15 protein-coding genes are annotated in these 20704 nt (G+C 64.2%); 11 read left to right on the top strand and 4 right to left on the bottom strand.

The window, feature by feature from the left end; all coding sequences use genetic code 11:
- Window positions 1–104: 104 nt before the first annotated feature.
- The 5 genes from D0B32_RS23135 (at window position 105) to def (ending at window position 9360) form a co-directional block, all read left to right on the top strand.
- Window positions 105–1151 carry a DMT family transporter gene (locus D0B32_RS23135; RefSeq protein ID WP_259295108.1) on the top strand — a complete coding sequence of 349 codons (1047 nt, stop codon included), beginning with the start codon at window positions 105–107 and terminating at the stop codon, window positions 1149–1151.
- Window positions 1152–1298: 147 nt separating this feature from the next.
- Window positions 1299–4817, top strand: coding sequence for a chromosome segregation protein SMC (smc, locus tag D0B32_RS23130; RefSeq protein WP_117336619.1), 3519 nt, complete (start codon window positions 1299–1301; stop codon window positions 4815–4817).
- 97 nt (window positions 4818–4914) lie between these two features.
- Window positions 4915–6159: a cell division protein ZipA C-terminal FtsZ-binding domain-containing protein gene (locus tag D0B32_RS23125; RefSeq protein WP_117336618.1), complete on the top strand. Its 1245-nt coding sequence runs from the start codon at window positions 4915–4917 to the stop codon at window positions 6157–6159.
- Window positions 6160–6778: 619 nt separating this feature from the next.
- Window positions 6779–8830 (top strand): NAD-dependent DNA ligase LigA, encoded by a 2052-nt coding sequence (gene ligA / locus D0B32_RS23120; RefSeq protein ID WP_117336617.1) that lies wholly within the window; start codon window positions 6779–6781, stop codon window positions 8828–8830.
- Window positions 8827–9360, top strand: coding sequence for a peptide deformylase (gene def / locus D0B32_RS23115; protein ID WP_117336616.1), 534 nt, complete (start codon window positions 8827–8829; stop codon window positions 9358–9360). The genes ligA and def overlap by 4 nt, the downstream gene beginning before the upstream one ends.
- Window positions 9361–9562: 202 nt before the next feature.
- On the opposite strand, the gene D0B32_RS33120 is transcribed toward def, so the two are convergent.
- The 4 genes from D0B32_RS33120 to map form a co-directional block, all read right to left on the bottom strand.
- Window positions 9563–10594 (bottom strand): pseudouridine synthase, encoded by a 1032-nt coding sequence (locus D0B32_RS33120; protein WP_310591205.1) that lies wholly within the window; start codon window positions 10592–10594, stop codon window positions 9563–9565.
- Window positions 10591–11451 (bottom strand): hypothetical protein, encoded by an 861-nt coding sequence (locus D0B32_RS33115; protein ID WP_310591204.1) that lies wholly within the window; start codon window positions 11449–11451, stop codon window positions 10591–10593. Before D0B32_RS33115 ends, D0B32_RS33120 begins: the two co-directional genes overlap by 4 nt.
- A gap of 295 nt (window positions 11452–11746) precedes the next feature.
- Window positions 11747–14326: a [protein-PII] uridylyltransferase gene (locus D0B32_RS23105; protein WP_117336614.1), complete on the bottom strand. Its 2580-nt coding sequence runs from the start codon at window positions 14324–14326 to the stop codon at window positions 11747–11749.
- A gap of 35 nt (window positions 14327–14361) precedes the next feature.
- Window positions 14362–15171 (bottom strand): type I methionyl aminopeptidase, encoded by an 810-nt coding sequence (map, locus tag D0B32_RS23100; RefSeq protein ID WP_117336613.1) that lies wholly within the window; start codon window positions 15169–15171, stop codon window positions 14362–14364.
- A gap of 461 nt (window positions 15172–15632) precedes the next feature.
- Between map and rpsB the strand changes: the two genes are divergently transcribed.
- The 6 genes from rpsB (at window position 15633) to D0B32_RS23070 (ending at window position 20694) form a co-directional block, all read left to right on the top strand.
- Window positions 15633–16385: a 30S ribosomal protein S2 gene (gene rpsB, locus D0B32_RS23095; protein ID WP_117336612.1), complete on the top strand. Its 753-nt coding sequence runs from the start codon at window positions 15633–15635 to the stop codon at window positions 16383–16385.
- Between the two features lie 165 nt (window positions 16386–16550).
- Window positions 16551–17432: a translation elongation factor Ts gene (tsf, locus tag D0B32_RS23090; RefSeq protein WP_117336611.1), complete on the top strand. Its 882-nt coding sequence runs from the start codon at window positions 16551–16553 to the stop codon at window positions 17430–17432.
- A gap of 221 nt (window positions 17433–17653) precedes the next feature.
- On the top strand, window positions 17654–18367 hold the full coding sequence (gene pyrH / locus D0B32_RS23085; protein WP_117336610.1) for a UMP kinase: 714 nt from the start codon (window positions 17654–17656) through the stop codon (window positions 18365–18367).
- A 98-nt stretch (window positions 18368–18465) separates the two neighbouring features.
- A complete protein-coding gene (gene frr / locus D0B32_RS23080) occupies window positions 18466–19026 on the top strand; it encodes a ribosome recycling factor (protein WP_117336609.1) in 561 nt (186 codons plus the stop codon).
- A gap of 64 nt (window positions 19027–19090) precedes the next feature.
- Window positions 19091–19873, top strand: coding sequence for a polyprenyl diphosphate synthase (gene uppS, locus D0B32_RS23075; RefSeq protein WP_117336608.1), 783 nt, complete (start codon window positions 19091–19093; stop codon window positions 19871–19873).
- Window positions 19867–20694: a phosphatidate cytidylyltransferase gene (locus D0B32_RS23070; protein WP_117336607.1), complete on the top strand. Its 828-nt coding sequence runs from the start codon at window positions 19867–19869 to the stop codon at window positions 20692–20694. Before uppS ends, D0B32_RS23070 begins: the two co-directional genes overlap by 7 nt.
- Window positions 20695–20704: the final 10 nt, after the last annotated feature.

Here is a 20704-nt window from a genome sequence, read left to right as displayed (position 1 = left end):
GCAGACGCAGACGCAGACGCAGACACAGAGACAGAGACAGGCGCAGGCAGCGCCAGCGACGCCCATCGCCTGCTTGACGCGGCTCCGGATGGGAGCGCCACACCATGATCGAGCGGATTCGCGCGAGCTGGCCGACGCTCGCCATCATGCTGGGCGCCTCGGTGTGGGGCGTGATCTGGTATCCGCTGCGTATGCTGGCCGCGCTCGGCGTGACCGGCACGGCGGCGAGCGCATTGACGAGCGGCGCCGGTTGTCTGTTCGTGCTGGCGGTGCGCCGCCGTGCCCTGAAAACCGTGCGCTGGCACTGGGTGCTGCCCGCGCTGGCGCTGGCCGCCGGCATTACCAACCTCGGCTTCGTGTGGGGCTCCATCCACGGCCAGGTTATGCGCGTGCTGCTGCTGTTCTATCTGACGCCGGCATGGACCGCGCTGTTCGCCCACTTCATCCTGCACGAACGCCTGAACTGGGCGGGTGCGGGGCTGGCCGCGCTTTCTCTGGCGGGCGCCGTGACGATGCTCTGGTCGCCCCAGTTGGGCTTGCCGCTGCCGGCGAACCCGGCTGAATGGGCCGGCCTCGCGGGCGGCATGGGCTTCGCGATGAGCAACGTGCTGATCCTCAAGACGAGCCGCGTGCTGCCCGACATGCGGCCGGAAATGCGCACGGCGACGATTTTCGGCGGCGCCGCGCTCTTCAGCGCCTGCGCGTCCTTCTTCGAGGCGATGCCCGCGGCGCCCACCGGCGCCCATCTCGGCACGGCCGTCTTGCTGGTGCTCGGCCTCGGTTTCCTGCTGGCGTCCAACAACATGCTCGTGCAGTTCGGCGTGGCGCGCATCCCGGCCAATCGTGCGTCGATCATCATGTTGTTCGAACTGGTCGTGACGGCACTCTCTGCGTGGCTCTTTGCCGGTGAGACGCCCGGTCCGCGCGAATGGGCGGGCGGTGCGTGCATCGTGCTGGCTTCGGTGCTGTCCAGCTGGATTCATCGAAGCCGGGCCACACCGGACACGGGCGGTCATCCGGAATCGACCCTGGAAGCGACTCCCGACATGACGCTCGATGCCGCGCCGCAGGGCCCAGGCGATGGCTCGTCTGATACTAAAGGCGATGCTCAACACCGACGGCGTAAGGATGGCTCACGCGCGATGGTATGATTGCCCCTGCTTGCCGTTGCGCGCCCTGAGTGGCCCGCGCGGCGCCCGTATCGCGGGGCTGGCGCGCGTCGTTTTGCTGTAGCGGAAGACGGTGCATGCGGCCCTCGCGGTCCAAATCAATTTCCCTTTTCAATCAGCGATATCGCCGTGCGTCTGACCTCGATCAAACTCGCTGGCTTCAAATCCTTCGTCGATCCCACGCATTTCCAGGTCCCGGGCCAGCTTGTCGGCGTGGTCGGTCCGAATGGTTGCGGCAAATCCAACATCATCGACGCCGTGCGCTGGGTGCTCGGCGAATCGCGCGCCTCCGAGTTGCGCGGCGAGTCGATGCAGGACGTGATCTTCAACGGTTCCACCGCCCGCAAGCCGGGTAGCCGCGCCAGCGTCGAACTCGTGTTCGACAATGCCGACGGCCGCGCCGCTGGCCAGTGGGGCCAGTATGCCGAGATCGCCGTGAAGCGCGTGCTGACACGCGACGGCACCTCGAGCTACTACATCAACAACCTGCCGGCGCGTCGCCGCGACATCCAGGACATCTTCCTCGGCACCGGTCTCGGACCGCGTGCGTACGCCATCATCGGGCAGGGCATGATTGCGCGCCTGATCGAGGCGAAGCCGGAAGAACTGCGCGTGTTCCTCGAAGAAGCCGCGGGCGTGTCGAAGTACAAGGAACGCCGCCGCGAAACCGAGAGCCGCCTGCACGACACGCGCGAGAACCTGACGCGGGTCGAAGATATCGTGCGCGAACTCAGCGCGAATCTCGAGAAGCTCGAAGGCCAGGCCGTCGTCGCGACGAAGTTCAAGGAACTGCAGGCCGACGGCGAGATGAAGCAGCGCCTGTTGTGGCTGTTGCGCAAGAACGAAGCGGGTAGCGAGCAGGAACGCCAGCAACGCGCCATCGAGCAGGCCCAGATCGACCTCGAAGCACAGACGGCGAAACTGCGCGAAGTGGAAGCGCAGCTCGAAACGCTGCGCGTGGCGCACTATTCGGCAAGCGACGCGATGCAGGGCGCCCAGGGCGCGCTCTATGAAGCGAACGCCGAAGTGAGCCGTCTCGAAGCCGAGATCAAGTTCATCGTCGAGTCGCGCAACCGCGTGCAGGCGCAGATCGCGGCACTGACCGCGCAGCGCGAGCAGTGGCTTGCCCAGGCGCAGAAGGCGCAGGGCGATCTCGAAGACGCCCAGGAGCAACTCGCGGTCGCGGAAGAAAAGGCCGCGCTCGCCGAAGACGAAGCGGCGGCGAAACACGACGCCATGCCCGCGCTCGAAGCGCGCTGGCGCGATGCGCAGACGCAGTTGAACGAGGAGCGCGGCGGTATTGCGCAAACCGAACAGGCGCTCAAGCTCGAAGCCGCCCATCAACGCAACGCCGATCAGCAGCTTCAGCAATTGCAGCAGCGCCATGAGCGCCTGAAGTCCGAAGCGGGTGGTCTCGACGCGCCGGACGAAGCGCAGCTCGAAGAACTGCGCATGCAGCTTGCCGAGCACGAAGAAATTCTGCATGACGCCCAGGCGCGTCTGACGGACGCGCAGGAAACCCTGCCGCGTCTGGATGGCGAGCGGCGTAGCGCGCAGGAGCGTGTGCAGTCGGAAAGCGCGCAGATTCATCAGCTCGACGCGCGCCTCGCCGCGCTCAAGCAGTTGCAGGAAAACGTCCAGACCGAAGGCAAGATTCAGCCGTGGCTGGAAAAGCACGAACTGAACGGCTTGCCGCGTCTATGGAAGAAGCTGCACGTCGAAGCCGGCTGGGAAACCGCACTCGAAGCGGTGCTGCGTGAGCGGCTCGCCGCGCTCGAAGTGTCGAATCTGGACTGGGTCAAAGCCTTCGCTACCGACGCGCCGCCGGCCAAGCTCGCCTTCTACGCGCCGCCCGCAGCGGGTGCGCCGGCGACCGCGACGGCGAATCTGCGGCCGCTGCTGTCGCTGGTGCGCATCGACGATGCGGGTTTGCGCGCGGTGCTGAACGACTGGCTCGGCCTCGCGTTCGTCGCCGACGATCTCACCCAGGCGCTGGCCACCCGCTCGCAACTGCCGGAAGGCGGCTCGTTTGTGGTCAAGGCGGGGCACGTGGTGACGCGGGTCGGCGTGCAACTCTACGCAGCCGATTCGGAACAGGCCGGCATGCTGGCCCGTCAGCAGGAAATCGAGAATCTGACGCGTCAGGTGCGGGCTCAGGCACTGCTCGCGGACGAGGCGAAGTCGGCCGCGATCCGCGCGGAAGCCGCGCATACGCAGGCGTCGCAGACGCTCACGGACGTCCGCCAGCAAGCCGAGCGCGCCACGCAGCGCGTGCATGCCTTGCAAATGGACGTGCTGAAGCTGACCCAGGCGCACGAGCGCTATATGCAGCGCAGTACGCAGATTCGTGAGGAACTTGAAGAGATCACCGCGCAGATCGACGAGCAGCGCGCCTTGCGCGGCGAGTCGGAAGCGAACTTCGAGCGTCACGACGCGGAACTGGCCGAGTTGCAGGCGCGCTTCGAAGACAACCAGTTGGCCTTCGAAGCCCTCGACGAAGAGTTGACTTCCGCGCGTGCGCAGTCGCGCGATCTGGATCGTGCCGCCACGGATGCGCGCTTTGCCGCGCGCAACATGGCCAATCGCATCGACGAACTCACGCGCAGCATTCAGGTTGCGCATGAGCAAAGCGAGCGCGTCGCGGCGTCGCTCGAAGACGCGCGGGCCGAGCTGGAAACCATCAACGAACAGACTGCGCACACCGGCTTGCAGGGCGCGCTCGAAATTCGTGCCGTCAAGGAAGAGGCGTTGCATGCTGCGCGCCTCGAACTGGACGACCTGACCGCCAAGCTGCGCGCGGCCGACGAAACGCGTCTCACCGCCGAACGCGCGCTGCAGCCGCTGCGCGATCGCATCAATGAACTGCAACTGAAGGAACAGGCCGCGCGTCTGAACGCCGAGCAGTTCATCGAGCAACTCACGGCCGCGGGTGTCGACGAGGCCGAATTGCAGGCCAGACTGACGCCGGACATGAAGCCGTCCTACCTGCAGGGCGAAGCCACGCGCCTGAACAACGCGATTGCGGCGCTTGGACCGGTCAACATGGCGGCGCTCGACGAACTGAAGGCGGCTACAGAGCGCAAGAACTTCCTCGACGCGCAGTCTGCCGACCTGACGAGCGCGATCGAGACGCTGGAAGACGCGATTCACAAGATCGACCAAGAAACCCGCACGCTGCTGCAGGGCACCTTCGACCAGGTGAACCAGCATTTCGGCGAGCTGTTCCCGCGTCTGTTTGGTGGTGGCCAGGCCAAGCTCATCATGACTGGCGACGAAATTCTCGACGCCGGCGTGCAGGTAATGGCGCAGCCGCCGGGCAAGAAGAATTCCACGATTCACCTGCTCTCCGGTGGCGAGAAAGCACTGACGGCAACGGCACTGGTGTTCGCGATGTTCCAGCTGAATCCGGCGCCGTTCTGTCTGCTGGACGAAGTGGACGCGCCGCTCGACGACGCCAACACGGAGCGCTTCGCCAACCTGGTGCGCGCGATGTCGGACAAGACGCAGTTCCTGTTCATTTCGCACAACAAGATTGCGATGGAGATGGCCCAGCAACTGATCGGCGTGACGATGCAGGAGCAGGGCGTGTCGCGGATCGTCGCGGTCGACATGGAAACCGCCGCGGGTTTCGCCCAGAATATCGTTTGATACGGACGGCGCCGGCCTGTGCCAACCGCTGCGGCCCGCTTGCCGCGCGAAGCAGGCAGGGCGCTGCGCAAACAGAAGAATTGCTGATGGAGCATGCATGGACGAGTTGACACTCGGTTTGATCGGCGCGGGTGCCGTAGTGGTCGGGGGAGTGGTGGTGTACAACGCATGGCAGGGCGCGAAGGTGCGGCGCCGCATGCCACGGCCAATGCCGGCCGACGCCGCCGAGAACTTCGCGCGGGACGATCAGGAAGAACAGAGTCCGTTTATCGAACCGGCGCGTCCCACCACGCGCCGTGAGCCCGCTGGCGATGAAGCGGGCGAGAGCGGGGCGCGGGTCGAGCCCACCTTCGGCGCAGTCGCACCCGCCGATACGGCAGCCGACATCCAGGCCGAAACCACCACGCCGAATGGCTTTCCCGAAACGCCCGAAGAGGCTGCTGCGGGCAGTACCGAAAGCGGTGCGGAACACGTGCCGGTCGAGCCGATCATGCCTGCGGCCACCACCATTTCGTCGGCGCCGCCTGCGCTCGTGGATCGCCGCATCGACTGCATCGTGCCGATCCGCCTTGCAGGTCCGTTGGCCGGCGACAAGGTGCTGCCGCTCGCGCAACGTCTGCGCCGCGCCGGCAGCAAGCCGGTGCATATCGAAGGCAAGCCGGAAGGCGGCGGCGCCTGGGAACTGCTTCAAAACGGCGTGCGCTATGAGGAGTTGCGCGCGGCCGCCCAGCTCGCCAATCGCAGCGGTCCGCTGAACGAACTGGAGTTTTCCGAGTTCGTGACGGGCGTGCAGCAGTTCGCCGACGCGATCGACGCTGCGCCGGAATTCCCCGACATGATGGAAACCGTGGCGATGGCGCGTGAACTGGACGGCTTTGCCGCGCAGTGCGACGCGCAACTGTCGATCAACGTGCTGTCGGACGGCGCGCCGTGGTCGGCGAACTACGTGCAGGCCGTGGCATCGCAGGACGGTCTGCTGCTCTCGCGTGACGGCACGCGCTTCGTGAAGCTCGACGCCAAACAAAGCCCGGTCTTCATGCTGCAGTTCGGCGACACCAACTTCTTGCGCGACGACCTCACCTACAAGGGCGGCCAGATGATCACGCTGGTGCTCGACGTGCCGGTGGCCGACGAGGACATTCTGCCGTTCCGCTTGATGTGCGACTACGCGAAGTCGCTCTCGGAACGCATCGGCGGGCGCGTGGTGGACGATGGCCGCCGGCCGTTGCCGGAGACGTCGCTGCTCGCCATCGAGAAGCAGTTGATGACGCTGTACGCGAAGCTGGAGCAGGCCGGTATTCCCGCTGGTTCGCCGGCTACGCGGCGGTTGTTCAGCCAGTAGGGCGGGTTGGAGGAGCCAGAGCCGGCTTTGCGGCGAGCGACTGCTCGCTGCGGGCCTGGTCCTTCGCGATTGCACGCGTCGGTCGACTTTCGTTGGCCATTGCGAGCCGCGTATCCACAGCTTGATCACGAGCGTTTCGTTACTCCCCTTGTCTCGCCCGCCGCATCGATGTGTGGCGGCGCATGCCTTGACGCGGGTTGCCTGACGCTCACACTGTTCGCCCTTCGCCCTTCGCCCTTCGCCCTTCGCCGCACACCACACACCGCAAGCAAACCATGCCCGTGCTGCGCGGACGCGCCCGCCGCATTGCGTCCGGCTGCACTGAACGAGCACGCGCCCGGGTTGGCGTCGTCTCGAGTCAACAGGTAAGCAGTTCAATCGTCATCGGCCAGCGCAGCGCAACTGCCGGCGTAATTCGCTTACGTTCGCATCCCGCCCCCTGCCTGTCAACGCGCCGGCGCTCACGTTAGCCATCCAGCCAGGGCTCGACGCATCATGCCTTGCATGCGCTCGAAGCCGGTGGTCCGCCGCACCAACCTGGCCATCCGGCCAATGTGCACCACAAGCGGTTCCTGCGATAATCTGACGTCTGAATTTCACCGGCGACTCTTCCGATAGCATGCCTCGAACCAACGTCCCAAATCCTGCAACCAGTGCACCGGCCGAACGTGCCGCGTGGTTGCGCGCGGAACTCGAACGTGCGAACCACGCTTACTACGTGCTCGATCAGCCGGACTTGCCCGATGCGGAGTACGACAAGCTCTTCAAGGAGCTTCAGCAGATCGAGACCGGGCATCCGGATCTGATCACGCCGGACTCGCCCACGCAGCGCGTGGGCGGCGAGGCGGCGAGCGGCTTCTCGCCGGTCGTGCACGACCAGCCCATGCTGTCGTTGAACAACGGCTTTGCCGACGAAGACATCGCCGCGTTCGACAAGCGCATTGCCGACTCGCTGCACAAGGCGCCCGTCAGCTACGCGTGCGAACTCAAGTTCGACGGCCTCGCCATTTCGTTGCGCTACGTGGATGGTCGCTTCGTGCAGGCGTCCACCCGAGGCGACGGCGCCACGGGCGAGGACGTCACGGAGAACGTCCGCACCATCCGTTCCATTCCGCTGACGTTGAAAGGGCGGCACGTTCCGAAGGTGCTCGACGTGCGCGGTGAAGTCCTGATGTTCAAGCGCGACTTCGAACGCATGAACGAACGGCAGCGCGCTGCTGGCCTGAAGGAATTCGCCAATCCACGCAACGCCGCGGCGGGCAGCTTGCGCCAGCTCGATTCGAAGATCACGGCGCAACGTCCGCTATCGTTTTTCGCGTATGGGATTGGCGTGCTCGACGGCGAGCCCATGCCCGCTACCCATAGCGCGCTGCTCGACTGGTATGCCGGGATGGGGCTGCCGGTGAACAGCGAGCGCGCGGTCGTCGAGGGCGTGGAAGGGCTGCTGGGCTTTTTCCACGCGGTGGGCGAAAAACGTAACGGGCTGCCGTACGACATCGACGGCGTGGTGTACAAGGTCAACGCACGCGACGAGCAGGACGCGCTCGGCTTCGTCTCGCGGGCGCCGCGCTTTGCGCTCGCGCACAAGTTTCCCGCGCAGGAAGCCTTGACGAAGCTGCTCGCCATCGACGTGCAGGTGGGACGCACCGGCGCCATCACGCCGGTGGCGCGGCTCGAGCCGGTGTTCGTGGGCGGCGCCACGGTGACCAACGCGACACTGCATAACGAAGACGAGGTGCGTCGTAAGGACATCCGTATCGGCGATACCGTGATCGTGCGTCGCGCGGGGGATGTGATTCCGGAGGTGGTGAGCGCCTTACTCGAGCGCCGGCCGGCGGATGCCGCCGAGTTCGTGATGCCTACGCAATGCCCAGTGTGCGGCTCGGCCATCGAGCGTCTGCCTGACGAGGCCATCGCGCGTTGCACGGGCGGCCTGTTCTGTCCGGCACAGCGCAAGCAGGCGCTGTGGCACTTCGCGCAGCGGCGCGCGCTGGATATCGACGGCTTGGGCGAGAAGATCATTGATCAGTTGGTCGAACTGAATCTCGTGCGCACGCCGGCTGATCTGTTCAATCTGGGTTTTGCCACTTTGGCGGAGCTCGACCGCTTCGCGGAAAAGTCGGCACAGAACCTGCTCGATTCACTGGAAAAGGCCAAGCACACCACGCTGGCTCGTTTCATTTATGCCTTGGGCATTCGTCATGTGGGCGAATCGACGGCGAAAGATCTGGCCAAACATTTCGGCTCGCTCGATCCGATCATGGACGCGTCGGTCCAAGAACTGCTCGAAGTGAACGATGTCGGGCCAGTCGTGGCCGAGTCGATTCATCAGTTCTTTGCGGAGTCGCACAACCGCACCGTGATCGACCAGTTGCGTGCGCCCGGCAAGGTCACGTGGCTGGAGGGTCCGCCCGCGCCGAAGGCACCGGTGGGTGTGCTGGCCGGCAAGACCGTCGTGCTGACCGGCACCTTGCCGACGATGGGTCGCGACGAAGCGAAGGAATTACTGGAAGCGGCCGGTGCGAAAGTGGCGGGTTCCGTGTCGAAGAAAACCGATTACGTGGTGGCCGGTGCCGAAGCCGGCAGCAAACTTGCGAAGGCTGAGGAACTCGGCATCCCCGTACTCGACGAAGATGGTATGCGTAAGCTCCTGGAGGGGCAGTTAACATGATCCGCGAAATTCTGAAGATGGGCGATCCGCGTCTGTTGCGCATCGCTGCCCCGGTCGATCATTTCGACACGCCCGAACTGCATGCGCTCGTGCAGGATATGTTCGACACCATGCACGACGCCAACGGCGCGGGACTGGCCGCGCCGCAGATCGGCGTGGACCTGCAGGTCGTGATCTTCGGCTTCGGGCACAACGAGCGCTATCCGGATGCGCCGCCGGTGCCGGAAACGGTGCTGATCAATCCCACCATCACGCCGGTCTCGCAGGACATGGAAGAGGGCTGGGAAGGCTGCCTGTCGGTGCCGGGCCTGCGCGGCGCGGTAAGCCGCTTCTCGATGATCCGCTATCACGGCTTCGACCAGTTTGGTAAGGCGATCGACCGCGTGGCCGAGGGGTTCCATGCGCGCGTCGTGCAGCACGAGTGCGATCATTTGATCGGCAAGCTCTATCCAATGCGGATCAACGACTTCGCGAAGTTTGGCTTTACCGAAGTCCTGTTCCCGGATCTGGATCCGAAGAGCGACGATTGAGTATTCGGCGTACGTGGTTACGCGTTGACGTATTGACCACGGAGTTGTCGTTCATGCCGTTCGACGCGGGCCATAGAAAAAAAGCCGACGCATGTGCGTCGGCTTTTTTTATCAGAAGCTTTATACGAAGCGGTGGGAGCTTTGGTCTGTCTTTGGAAGCGCTGTCATTTGCTGCCACGATAGCGTCAAATGCAAACAAGCCTTAGAACGACTCATCCTGCGCGAGGTAGCGCCATTGCCCCGGCGGCAGTGCGCCGAGCGGCACGCTGCCCATGCGTACGCGCTTCAAACCGACCACCGCCAGTCCGACCAGTTCACACATGCGGCGAATCTGGCGTTTCTTGCCTTCGCGCAGCACGAAGCGCAACTGCTCGCCGTTTTGCCAGCTGACCTTGGCCGGCTTGAGCGGCTGGTCGTCGAGTTCGAGTCCATGACGCAACAACTCGAGGCTCTCGAGTGGGAAGTGCTGGTCGATTTCGCTCGACATGTCGCCGTACGTCACGCGCACCAGGTATTCTTTTTCGACCTCGGAGTGACCACCAATCAGGCGCTTGGCGATGCGTCCATCCTGCGTCAGCACGAGCAAACCCGTGGAGTCGATGTCGAGACGGCCCGCCGGCGCGAGCTGGCGCAGATGCGATACCGAAAACGGGATCTCCGAACGGTCGCCTTCCCAGCGGTTGTCAGGCGTCACGAGCGTGATGGCCGGCTGGTAGCCGTCCTCAGCCTGACCCGACACATAGCCCACCGGCTTGTGCAGCAGGATCGTGACCTGGCGTGCCTGCATGGCCTGCGCGGCCGGGTCGATCTCGACGCGCTGGTCCGGGCGAACCTTGGTGCCGAGCGTGTCGATTTTCACGCCGTCCACACGCACCCAGCCGTTTTCGATCCATTCGTCGGCTTCGCGACGTGAGCACAGGCCCAGTTCCGACATCAGCTTGGAGAGGCGCAACGTGCCGGGCGCGTCGTCGTGGTCGCGGCGCGGAGCGGACGCATGAGGCGTGGCTTCTTCGGCACGCGGCGCGCGGGTGTCGGGTGCGTTGTGACGAGGAGCCTTGCCGCCGCTGCGCTCACGATTGGCGAAACCGCCGCCTGCTGAGCCTTCGCTGCCGCGTGGTCCACGTGTGCCGGGGGCGCGCTCTTCACGCGGCGGCCGGTCGCCGAATGTCCGTGTGCCAGTGGGGCGTTCGTCGCGCGTGCCGCGTTCGGAACGCTCTGCATAGCCGCTCTTCACCGGTTTGGCAAACGTGCGCTCGCCGCGTGCGAAGGAGCCGCGTTCTGTCGAAGCAGGGCGGTCGTCGCGCGAACCGGCAGGACCACGACGCGGGGCGTCGTCGCGCCGCGTCCGGTCGAACGGACGGCGCTCGTCGCCGGTGCCACGGTCAGCACCGAAGCGTGGCCGATCAGACGTGCTTCGCTCGCGAGAGTCGTCGCGCTCGCGCCGAATCGCCGGGCGCTCGCCGCGCGGGCCGGCATCCGACGGGCGTCCGGTTCGTGGGGTGCTGGGGCGGCGCGTGTCGTCGGCGCCGCGTGCGCCGCCAAACGACGGCCGACGCGTGCCTTCGTCGCGTGAAAAACGGGCAGGCCGCTCGCCGCGATCACGCTCGGCGTCGCCACTGCGACGAGGTGCGCCGGCAGGACCTTCGCGGCGCGGTGGGCGCTCGCTGCGTTCGCTGCCAGCAAAGCCGCCAGGGGCACGTCGTTCGCTGCGTTCACCCTCGAACTTCCGCGGTGGCCGTTCACTACGCTCGCCTGCAAAACCCGCAGGACCACGCCGCTCACCGCGTTCGCCTTCAAACTTCCGGGGTGCACGTTCACCGCGTTCTGCGCCGAAGCCAGCTGGTGCACGTCGTTCACTACGCTCACCTTCGAATTTGCGAGGCGCGCGTTCACTGCGATCTGCGCCGAAGCCGCCCGGCGCGCGGCGTTCACTACGTTCACCCTCAGACTTCCGGGGCGGCCGTTCACTACGCTCACCTCCAAAACCGCCAGGACCACGCCGCTCGCCACGTTCACCTTCGAACTTCCGGGGCGCGCGTTCACCGCGTTCGCCGCTGAAGCTACCCGGCGCACGGCGTTCACCGCGCTCACCCTCGAACTTCCGCGGCGCACGTTCGCTACGTTCTCCTGCAAACCCACTCGGCCCACGCCGCTCACCCTCGGCGCGCGGCGGCCGTGCACCACTCGCCGATCCGCGCTCCGCGCCACCGGCCCGCTTGCCGGTGCCACCCGACCCCGCGTCGCGCTCGCCCGTACGGGGCGTGGCGGGACGCGGTCCTGGCGGACGCGTCGGTTTGCGCGCGGTGGAACTACCCGAGCGAACAGGGGCGCGTTCGGACGAAGCCGACCGCGGATGCTTGGCTGTCAATTTGACTCGCATGAAATCTCACACTGCGATCGCGCGCAGCAGTTCGGTCTCGACCTGAATTTGCAGGCGGTTGTCCGAGAGGCCGCGTCCATCCAGCAGGAACACGTCCTCGACGCGTTCGCCGAGCGTATTAATCCGCGCCGATTGGACGCCGACCTGGTGCTCGGCCAGCACGCGCGCGATCGAATAAAGAAGGCCTGGCCGGTCGTTCGCCGACACGGACAGGATGTAGTACTGGCCACGTTCGTCGGCCCGAAGGTCGACGCGCGGCGTAACAGGGAAGGTTCGCGACAGGCGCGACAAACGTCCCTTGGACGGATCGGGCAGCAGTGTACTGTCCGTCGTGAGACGTGCGGTCAATTCCTGCTCGACCAGATTGGCGATGTCGCGGTAATGCACGTCGTCTTCGGTGTGCTGGACGATGAAGTTGTCCAGCGCATAGCCGTGACGGGTCGTGCTGACGCGCGCATCGAGCACCGACAGGGAGTTCCTGTCGAAATAGGCGCAGATGCCTGCAAACAGATCAGGGCGGTCCTTCACGTAGACCAGCACCTGCAATGCTTCGCCCACCGGCGACGGCCGTGCGCGCACGATCGGCGTGGGGGTCTCGACGTGGCGGTACAGCACGCGGGTCTGCCAGGCAATATCCGCTGCGTCGTGACGCAGGAAATAGCCGACGTCCAGCTTGTCCCACAATGCCTGGTGGGCATTCTCGGGCACCGTTTCGAGGCGCAGCAGCGCCAGCGCTTCTTCCTGGCGTGACTTCAGTTCGGAGTGCGCATCGGGCCGCGCGCCGCCGAGCACCGCCAGCGTGGTGCGGTACAGGTCCTCGAGCAGCTTGCCTTTCCACGTATTCCAGACTTTCGGACTGGTGCCGCGAATATCGGCGACGGTCAGCAGATATAGCGCGGTCAGGTGCCGTTCGTTGCGCACCAGTTCCGCGAACCGCTTGATGACTTCGGGGTCGCTCGTGTCCTGCTTCTGCGCGACCTGGCTCATCGTCAGATGTTGCTGGACTAGCCACACCACCAGTTCGCTATCGGCGCCGTCAATGCCGTGTTCGCGGCAAAAACGCCGGGCGTCGGCCATGCCGAGCGTCGAATGATCGCCGCCACGGCCTTTCGCGATGTCGTGAAACAGCGCCGCCACATACAGCACCCACGGACGCTCGAAATTGGCAATCAACTGGCTGCAGAACGGATACTCGTGCGTGTGCTCGGGTACGGCAAAGCGGCGCAGATTGCGCAGCACCATCAGGATGTGCTGATCGACCGTGTACACGTGATACAGGTCGTGCTGCATCTGTCCGACGATGCGGCGGAAATTAAGCAGGTAACGCCCCAGCACGCTGGTCTGGTTCATCAGCCGGAAGGCATGGGTGATGCCGGCCGGCTGCTTGAGAATCTCCATGAACAGGCGCCGGTTTTCCGGGTCACGGCGCCAGTGCAGGTCCATCTTGTCGCGGGCGTTATAGATCGCGCGCAGCGTGCGGGCCGACAGCCCCTTTACGCCTGGCGTCTTCTCGTAGAGCAGAAACGCTTCGAGGATGGCGTTGGGTTCGCGTTCGAAGACATCGTCGCTGGCAATTTCCAGCATGCCTTGCTTCTCGACGAAGCGCTCCGACAGCACCCGCGTAATGCCGCTCGTGCTGGGAAAGAGCTGGGCCTCGATGTTCTGGATCAGAATCGTGGCGAGCTGCGTGACCGCCTTGGCCGCCCAGTAATAGCGGCGCATCAGTTGTTCGCTGGCGCGCTTGGTGGCGGTGGGCTTGTAGCCGAAGCTCTCGGCAAGCGCCGTTTGCAGGTCGAACACCAGAATGTCCTGACGCCGCCCGGCAATCACGTGCAGACGCGCCCGCAGCGCCTTCAGAAAGCCTTCGTTGCGTTCGAGTTCGCGGGCTTCGCGTTCCGTCACGAGGCCACGCGCTTCGAGTTCCTGCCAGCTGCTGCCGAAGCCGGCCGCCTGGGTGATCCACAGGATCAGTTGCAGATCGCGCAGGCCGCCCGGGCTTTCCTTGATGTTGGGCTCGAGCGCGTACGGCGTGTCCTGAAACTTGGCGTGCCGCTGGCGCATTTCCAGCACCTTGGCCTGGAAGAACGCGCGCGGATCGAGCGCGGCGCGATAGCGTTGCGCGAAGTCGTCGAAAAGGGTCTTGCTGCCGGTGATGCAGCGCGCTTCCAGCAGCGAGGTTTGCACGGTGACGTCGTTGGCAGCTTCTTCGATGCATTGCGAAACCGTGCGCACACTGCTGCCGAGTTCAAGGCCGAGGTCCCAGGCGAGACCGATAAAGCGCTCGATACGCGCTTCCAGATGAGCGATGGGCTCGTCCGGCAGCAGCACCAGGATGTCGATGTCCGAATGCGGCGCAAGCTCGCCGCGTCCGTAGCCACCCACGGCCACCAGCGCGAGCGTGGCGGGCAGATCGCAGGTATTCCAGGCGCCGCGCAGCGACTCGTCCGTGGCGCGGGCGAGCGAGGCCATCAACGATTCGACGTTGCTTGCCAACCTGAAGCGTTCCAGCAATCGGGCTTTGGCCACCTTGTAGTCCGCCTTCAACGTCGAGGCATTGGAACGGGCAACGGCTGGAACACTGCTCATGGGCACGCGCGTGAGTTGGAAACGGGGAACGGCGCTCAGGCCGTGGCGGCCACGATGGGCGGGCGGGCAGGCGTGCCGGCGGAGACCGTCAGCACGTCATAACCGGACTCGGTCACGAGCACCGTGTGCTCCCACTGCGCCGACAGGCTGCGGTCCTTGGTCTTGACGGTCCACTGATCCGGCATGGTGCGGATATCGCGCCGGCCGGCGTTGATCATCGGCTCGACCGTGAAGATCATGCCCTGCTGCAGTTCGAGACCGGTGCCGGGACGCCCGTAATGCAGGATTTGCGGGTCTTCGTGAAACACGGTGCCGATGCCGTGGCCGCAGTATTCGCGCACCACGCTATAGCCCTGGCCTTCCGCGTGTTTCTGGATGGCGTGACCGATGTCGCCCAGATGCGCGCCGGGGCGGACCTGATCGATGCCGAGCCACATGCATTCATAGGTGACCTGGACGAGCCGTTTGGCCAGAATCGAGCCTTCGCCGACGATGAACATGCGGCTCGTGTCGCCAAAATAGCCTTCCTTGATCACGGTGACGTCGATATTGAGCGCGTCGCCGTTTTTCAGCGTCTTGTCGCCGGGAATGCCGTGGCAGATCACGTCGTTGACGGAAATGCAGGTGGCTTTCGGGTAGGGCGGGTACCCGGGCGGCTGATAGTTGAGCGGCGCGGGCACCGTGCCCTGTTCCTTCAACATGTATTCGTGACAGAGACGGTCCAGTTCGCCCGTGGTGACACCGGCGGTGACGAACGGCGTGATGTAGTCGAGCACTTCGCTGGCCAGCTTGCAAGCGACGCGCATCTGCGCGATATCGTGTTCGTTTTTGAGCGTAATAGCCATGAGTCGGGCCTGAAATGCGGATTATTACGGGATTATCGCACCATCTTCCCCCACCCGCAGGGTTTTGAGAGAGTGGGCGGCCGCGCGGACGGGCCGGTGGCAGGGCGTTTCGGGGCCGGCCGGCAGGTGCAACCGTCTAGGCATGCAGGAGCACCGGGCCGGTTGAGTCGCCCGATAGTCACGTGCTATACTGTTTGGCTAAGTCGATCCACATTCTTTATCTCGTGGAAAGCTTGGCCCGTAGTCATAGTTGCCTGCGCTACGGGTGGTGAATCAGGTTGTTCCCGTGGTGGCGCACAGGCGGCACAGGTGGCACGAGGGAGCATCCCAAGGCAGCAGACTCGCAAGCCGGCAGCACCCAGGGTGTCCGTCGTGTTCAGTCCTCGCAAACTACAAAAGCGGCGAGGGCGGCGCGGCAGATACGGCAGTCGGCTTAAGACCCAACCCTAGCGGAGATTTTCATGGCAGTTACCATGCGTCAAATGCTGGAAGCAGGTGTCCACTTCGGTCACCAAACGCGCTTCTGGAACCCGAAGATGGCCCCCTTCATTTTCGGTCATCGCAACAAGATTCACATCATCAACCTCGAAAAGACGCTGCCGATGTACAACGACGCACTGAAGTACGTGCGTCAACTGGCAGCCAACCGCGGCACGATCCTGTTCGTTGGCACGAAGCGTCAATCGCGTGACACGATCGCCGAAGAGGCACAACGCGCTGGCATGCCGTATGTCAACGCCCGCTGGCTCGGCGGCATGCTGACCAACTTCAAGACGCTGAAGGTTTCGATCAAGCGCCTGAAAGACATGGAAGCAGCGCTGGAAGCCGGTGAAACCGAGCGCATGAGCAAGAAGGAAGCGCTGCTGTTCGAACGCGAAATCGCCAAGCTGCAAAAGTCGATTGGCGGCGTGAAGGACATGGGCGGCATTCCGGACGCAATCTTCGTGGTTGACGTCGGCTACCACAAGATTGCCGTGACCGAAGCCAACAAGCTTGGCGTGCCGGTTATCGCCGTGGTCGACACGAACCACTCGCCGGAAGGCATCGACTACGTGATCCCGGGTAACGACGACGCCAGCAAGGCTGTCGCTCTGTACACGGCTGGCGTGGCTGACGCGATCCTCGAAGGCCGTGCGAACGCAGTGAACGAAGTGGTGCAGGCTGCCCGTGGCGGTGACGGCGACGAGTTCGTCGAGGTCAACTCGGAGGCGTAAGCTGCCCCGTGTCCGGCAAAAAAGGGGGCTTTCTACAGGCCCCCTTTTTTTAAGTCACGACACTTTCCTACAGCGCAGTAAAAATACACGCTGCCCGGAAACGAATTCTTGCCGCTGGCATCGAAATGCGGGCGGCGTGTGAAAGACAGACTCAAGGAGCAAATGATGGCGGCAATTACCGCAAGCATGGTTGCAGAACTGCGCGCAAAGACCGATGCGCCGATGATGGAATGCAAGAAGGCGCTGACGGAAGCCGACGGCGACATGGCGCGTGCTGAAGAGCTGCTGCGCGTGAAGCTCGGCAACAAGGCCAGCAAGGCCGCTTCGCGCGTCACGGCAGAAGGCGTGATCGCTTCGTTCATCGGCGGCAAGGTCGGCGCGATCGTCGAACTGAACTGCGAAACCGACTTCGTTTCGAAGAACGACGACTTCCTGGGCTTCGCCAAGCAAGTGGCCGAACTGGTCGCTACACAAAACCCGGCTGACGTCGCTGCCCTGTCGGCACTGCCGCTGGAAGGCTCGACGGTTGACGCAGTGCGACTCGCACTGGTCGGCAAGATCGGTGAAAACCTCTCCATCCGCCGTTTCGCCCGTTTCGAAACCGCCAACCAGCTGGCTGCGTACCTGCACGGCACGCGCATCGGCGTGCTGGTCGAGTACACCGGCGCGGACGAGCAAGTGGGCAAGGACGTGGCGATGCACATCGCGGCAATGAAGCCGGTGTCGCTGTCGTCGAACGACGTGCCGGCCGACCTGATCGCCAAGGAACGCAGCATCGCTGAACAAAAGGCCGCCGAGTCGGGCAAGCCGGCTGAAATCGTCGCCAAGATGGTGGACGGCAGCGTGCAGAAGTATCTGAAGGAAGTCTCGCTGCTGAATCAGACGTTCGTTAAGAACGACAAGCAGACGATCGAACAGATGCTGAAGGCAGCAGGCGCGAGCGTGCAGAAGTTCGCGCTGTTCGTGGTCGGCGAAGGCATCGAGAAGAAGCAGGACGATTTCGCAGCAGAAGTGGCTGCTCAGGTCGCTGCTGCAAAGCAGCAATAAGCTTCGCTTAAGTATCAGGCTGTACCGTTGGACCCGCGGTGGGGCAAGACCCTGCCGCGGTCGGCAGCGCCGCAAGGCGGTGCGCGGGTCGACCCTCGCTGCGCCGCTGCCACTGGCGAACCTCAGGGTTCGTCAATTTGGCGACGCTTGCCCGAATCAGCATTTCACCCCTACAGTTAGTTCCTTGTTGTTGCCCTGTTCTGCGCGATCTGGATACCCCTATGCCCACTGCCTATAAACGCGTCCTGCTCAAACTCTCCGGCGAAGCACTGATGGGCGATGATGCCTTCGGCATCAATCGCGCAACGATCGAACGAATGGTGGCGGACGTGGCCGAGGTGGTGCGCCTCGGCACGCAGCTGGCCGTCGTGATCGGTGGCGGCAATATTTTCCGCGGTGTCGCGGGCGGCGCGGCGGGTATGGACCGCGCCACGGCCGACTACATGGGGATGCTCGCCACGATGATGAACGCGCTCGCCCTGCAGGACGCCATGCGTCACGCGGGCATCGAAGCGCGCGTGCAGTCCGCGCTGCGCATGGACCAGGTGGTCGAGCCTTACATCCGCCCCCGTGCCATCCGTCAGCTGGAAGAAGGCAAAGTGGTGATTTTCGCGGCTGGTACCGGCAATCCGTTCTTCACGACGGACACGGCCGCCGCGTTGCGTGGCTCGGAAATCGGCGCGGAAGTCGTGCTGAAGGCCACCAAGGTGGACGGCGTCTACTCGGCCGACCCCAAGAAGGACCCGACGGCCACGCGTTACACCACGATCAGCTTCGACGAGGCGATTGGCCGCAATCTGCAGGTCATGGACGCGACTGCGTTCGCACTGTGCCGCGACCAGAAGCTGCCTATCCGCGTGTTCTCAATTGTCAAACCAGGTGCGCTAAAGCGCATTGTGCAAGGCGAGGACGAGGGTACCCTCGTCCACGTGTAAACTCTCGTTCACATAACGTGGGCTTTTACGCGAGCCCGGGCCGCCGCTACGCGCGCGCTGGCCGGCTCGCACCGTTCTGAAGGTTCGGAGGTTTAAAAATGTCTGTGGCTGATATCAGGAAAAGCGTCGAGCAGAAGATGCAGCGCTCGATCGACGCGTTCAAGAACGATCTGTCGAAGATCCGCACGGGCCGGGCGCATACCGGCTTGCTCGATCACATCCAGGTCGATTATTACGGCTCCCCGGTACCGATCTCGCAGGTCGCGAACCTGACGCTGATCGACGCCCGCACGATCGGCGTGCAGCCGTGGGAAAAGAAGATGGTGCAGGTGGTGGAGAAGGCGATCCGCGAATCGGATCTGGGCCTGAACCCGGCCACGCAAGGCGACGTGATCCGCGTCCCGATGCCCGCGCTGACCGAAGAACGTCGCCGCGAACTGACCAAGGTGGCCCGCAGCGAAGCGGAAACCGCCAAGGTCGCGGTACGCAATCTGCGTCGTGACGCCAACGAACAACTGAAGAAGCTCGTCAAGGACAAGGAAATCTCCGAAGACGACGAGCGTCGTGCCGGCGACGACGTCCAGAAGCTGACGGACAAGTTCGTGACCGAGATCGATAAGCTCGTGTCGACCAAAGAAGCCGAGATCATGACGGTTTGAGGCCGTCAGGCTTCAGTATCTTCAGGTCTTTACTTCTTTTTTTGCAGTTATTGTCCCGACGGCCATGACCTACACCAGCTCAACCGTTCGCGTGCCTGATGTCGCGGCGGTGCCGCGACATATCGCGATCATCATGGACGGCAACGGCCGTTGGGCAACGCAGCGCCGTCTGCCCCGCGTGGCGGGCCATACGCGCGGCGTGGACGCAGTGCGCGCCGCCGTCGAGGCTTGCGCGCGCTCCGGCGTCGAATATCTGACGCTGTTCGCCTTCAGTTCCGAGAACTGGCGCCGTCCGAACGAAGAGGTGTCGTTCCTGATGCGCCTGTTCGTCACCGCGCTCGAGCGCGAAGTCGGCAAACTGCACGCGAACGGCATCCGTCTACGCGTCGTGGGCGATCTGTCGATGTTCGACAAGCGCATCCAGGACCTGATTCGCCGCGCGGAAACCAAGACCGCGCGCAACACCCGTCTCACCCTGACCATCGCCGCCAATTACGGCGGACGCTGGGACATCATGCAGGCCACCCGCAAGCTGGCCGAGCAATCCGCGCTGGCTGGCCATGCCGTCGAGGTGAGCGAGGAATCCTTTGCCGAACACCTGGCAATGGCCTACGCGCCGGAGCCGGATCTGTTTATCCGCACAGGCGGTGAGCAACGCATCAGCAACTTCCTGCTGTGGCAACTGGCCTACACCGAGTTCTACTTCACCGACACCTTCTGGCCGGATTTCGACGCCGACGCGCTCGGCCACGCCATCGCCTCGTACGCGGAGCGTGAGCGCCGCTTCGGCCGGACCAGCGCTCAACTCGAGCCGCAATCGCAAAACGTCGATTCGCTTCCATGCTAAAAACCCGTGTTATCACGGCGATCGTTCTGCTGGCGGTGTTTTTGCCGGTCACGCTGTTCGCGCCGATCGGCGCGTTTGGCGCGCTGATCGCGTTCGTGCTCGTTTTCGCTGCCTGGGAATGGGCGCGGCTCCTGAAAATGGAAGGCGCGGGCCCGGTGATTTACGCCATGGTGGCAGCCGTGGCGCTGGTCGCCAGCACCTTGCTCGGCACCGAGCATCAGCCGCCGCAGTCGCTATTCAAGGCCGCGGCCATTTTCTGGGTGCTCGCAGGGCCGTTCGTCCTCGTGCGCAAGCCCGTGCTCGCGAAAGGCGCGTGGCGTGCTTTCCTGCTGCTGGCGGGAATCGTCGTGTTCGCCGCCTGCTGGCATGCGCTGGTCGCTGCACGCACCGTTGGCGTCTCGTTTGTCCTGTCCCTGATGCTAGTGGTATGGCTGGCCGATATCGGCGCATACTTTGCGGGCAAGGCGTTTGGGCGGCACAAGCTGGCGCCCGCCATCAGCCCCGGCAAGACCTGGGAAGGCGCGGTGGGCGGCTGGCTGGCGGTGCTGATCGTCGCTACGGCGGCCATTGCCTTGCATGCATTTGAACCGACCCTGTATTCTGCGTTGCTGGAACGCGCCGGTGGCGTCCGAACCTTCGTCGTTCTCACGGTTCTGGTCGTCTTCAGCGTGATTGGCGACCTGTTCGAGTCAATGTTGAAACGCCAGGCCGGCGTGAAGGATTCAAGCGGCCTGTTGCCGGGACACGGTGGGGTCCTCGACCGCATCGACGCACTACTGCCGGTGTTGCCGCTCGCGATGTTGCTGCTGCACTTCGGCTAGAGAAAGAGAT

This window comes from Paraburkholderia sp. DHOC27, from assembly GCF_003429005.1.
Classification (GTDB): domain Bacteria; phylum Pseudomonadota; class Gammaproteobacteria; order Burkholderiales; family Burkholderiaceae; genus Paraburkholderia.
This window is presented reverse-complemented; position numbering and strand designations above follow the sequence as displayed.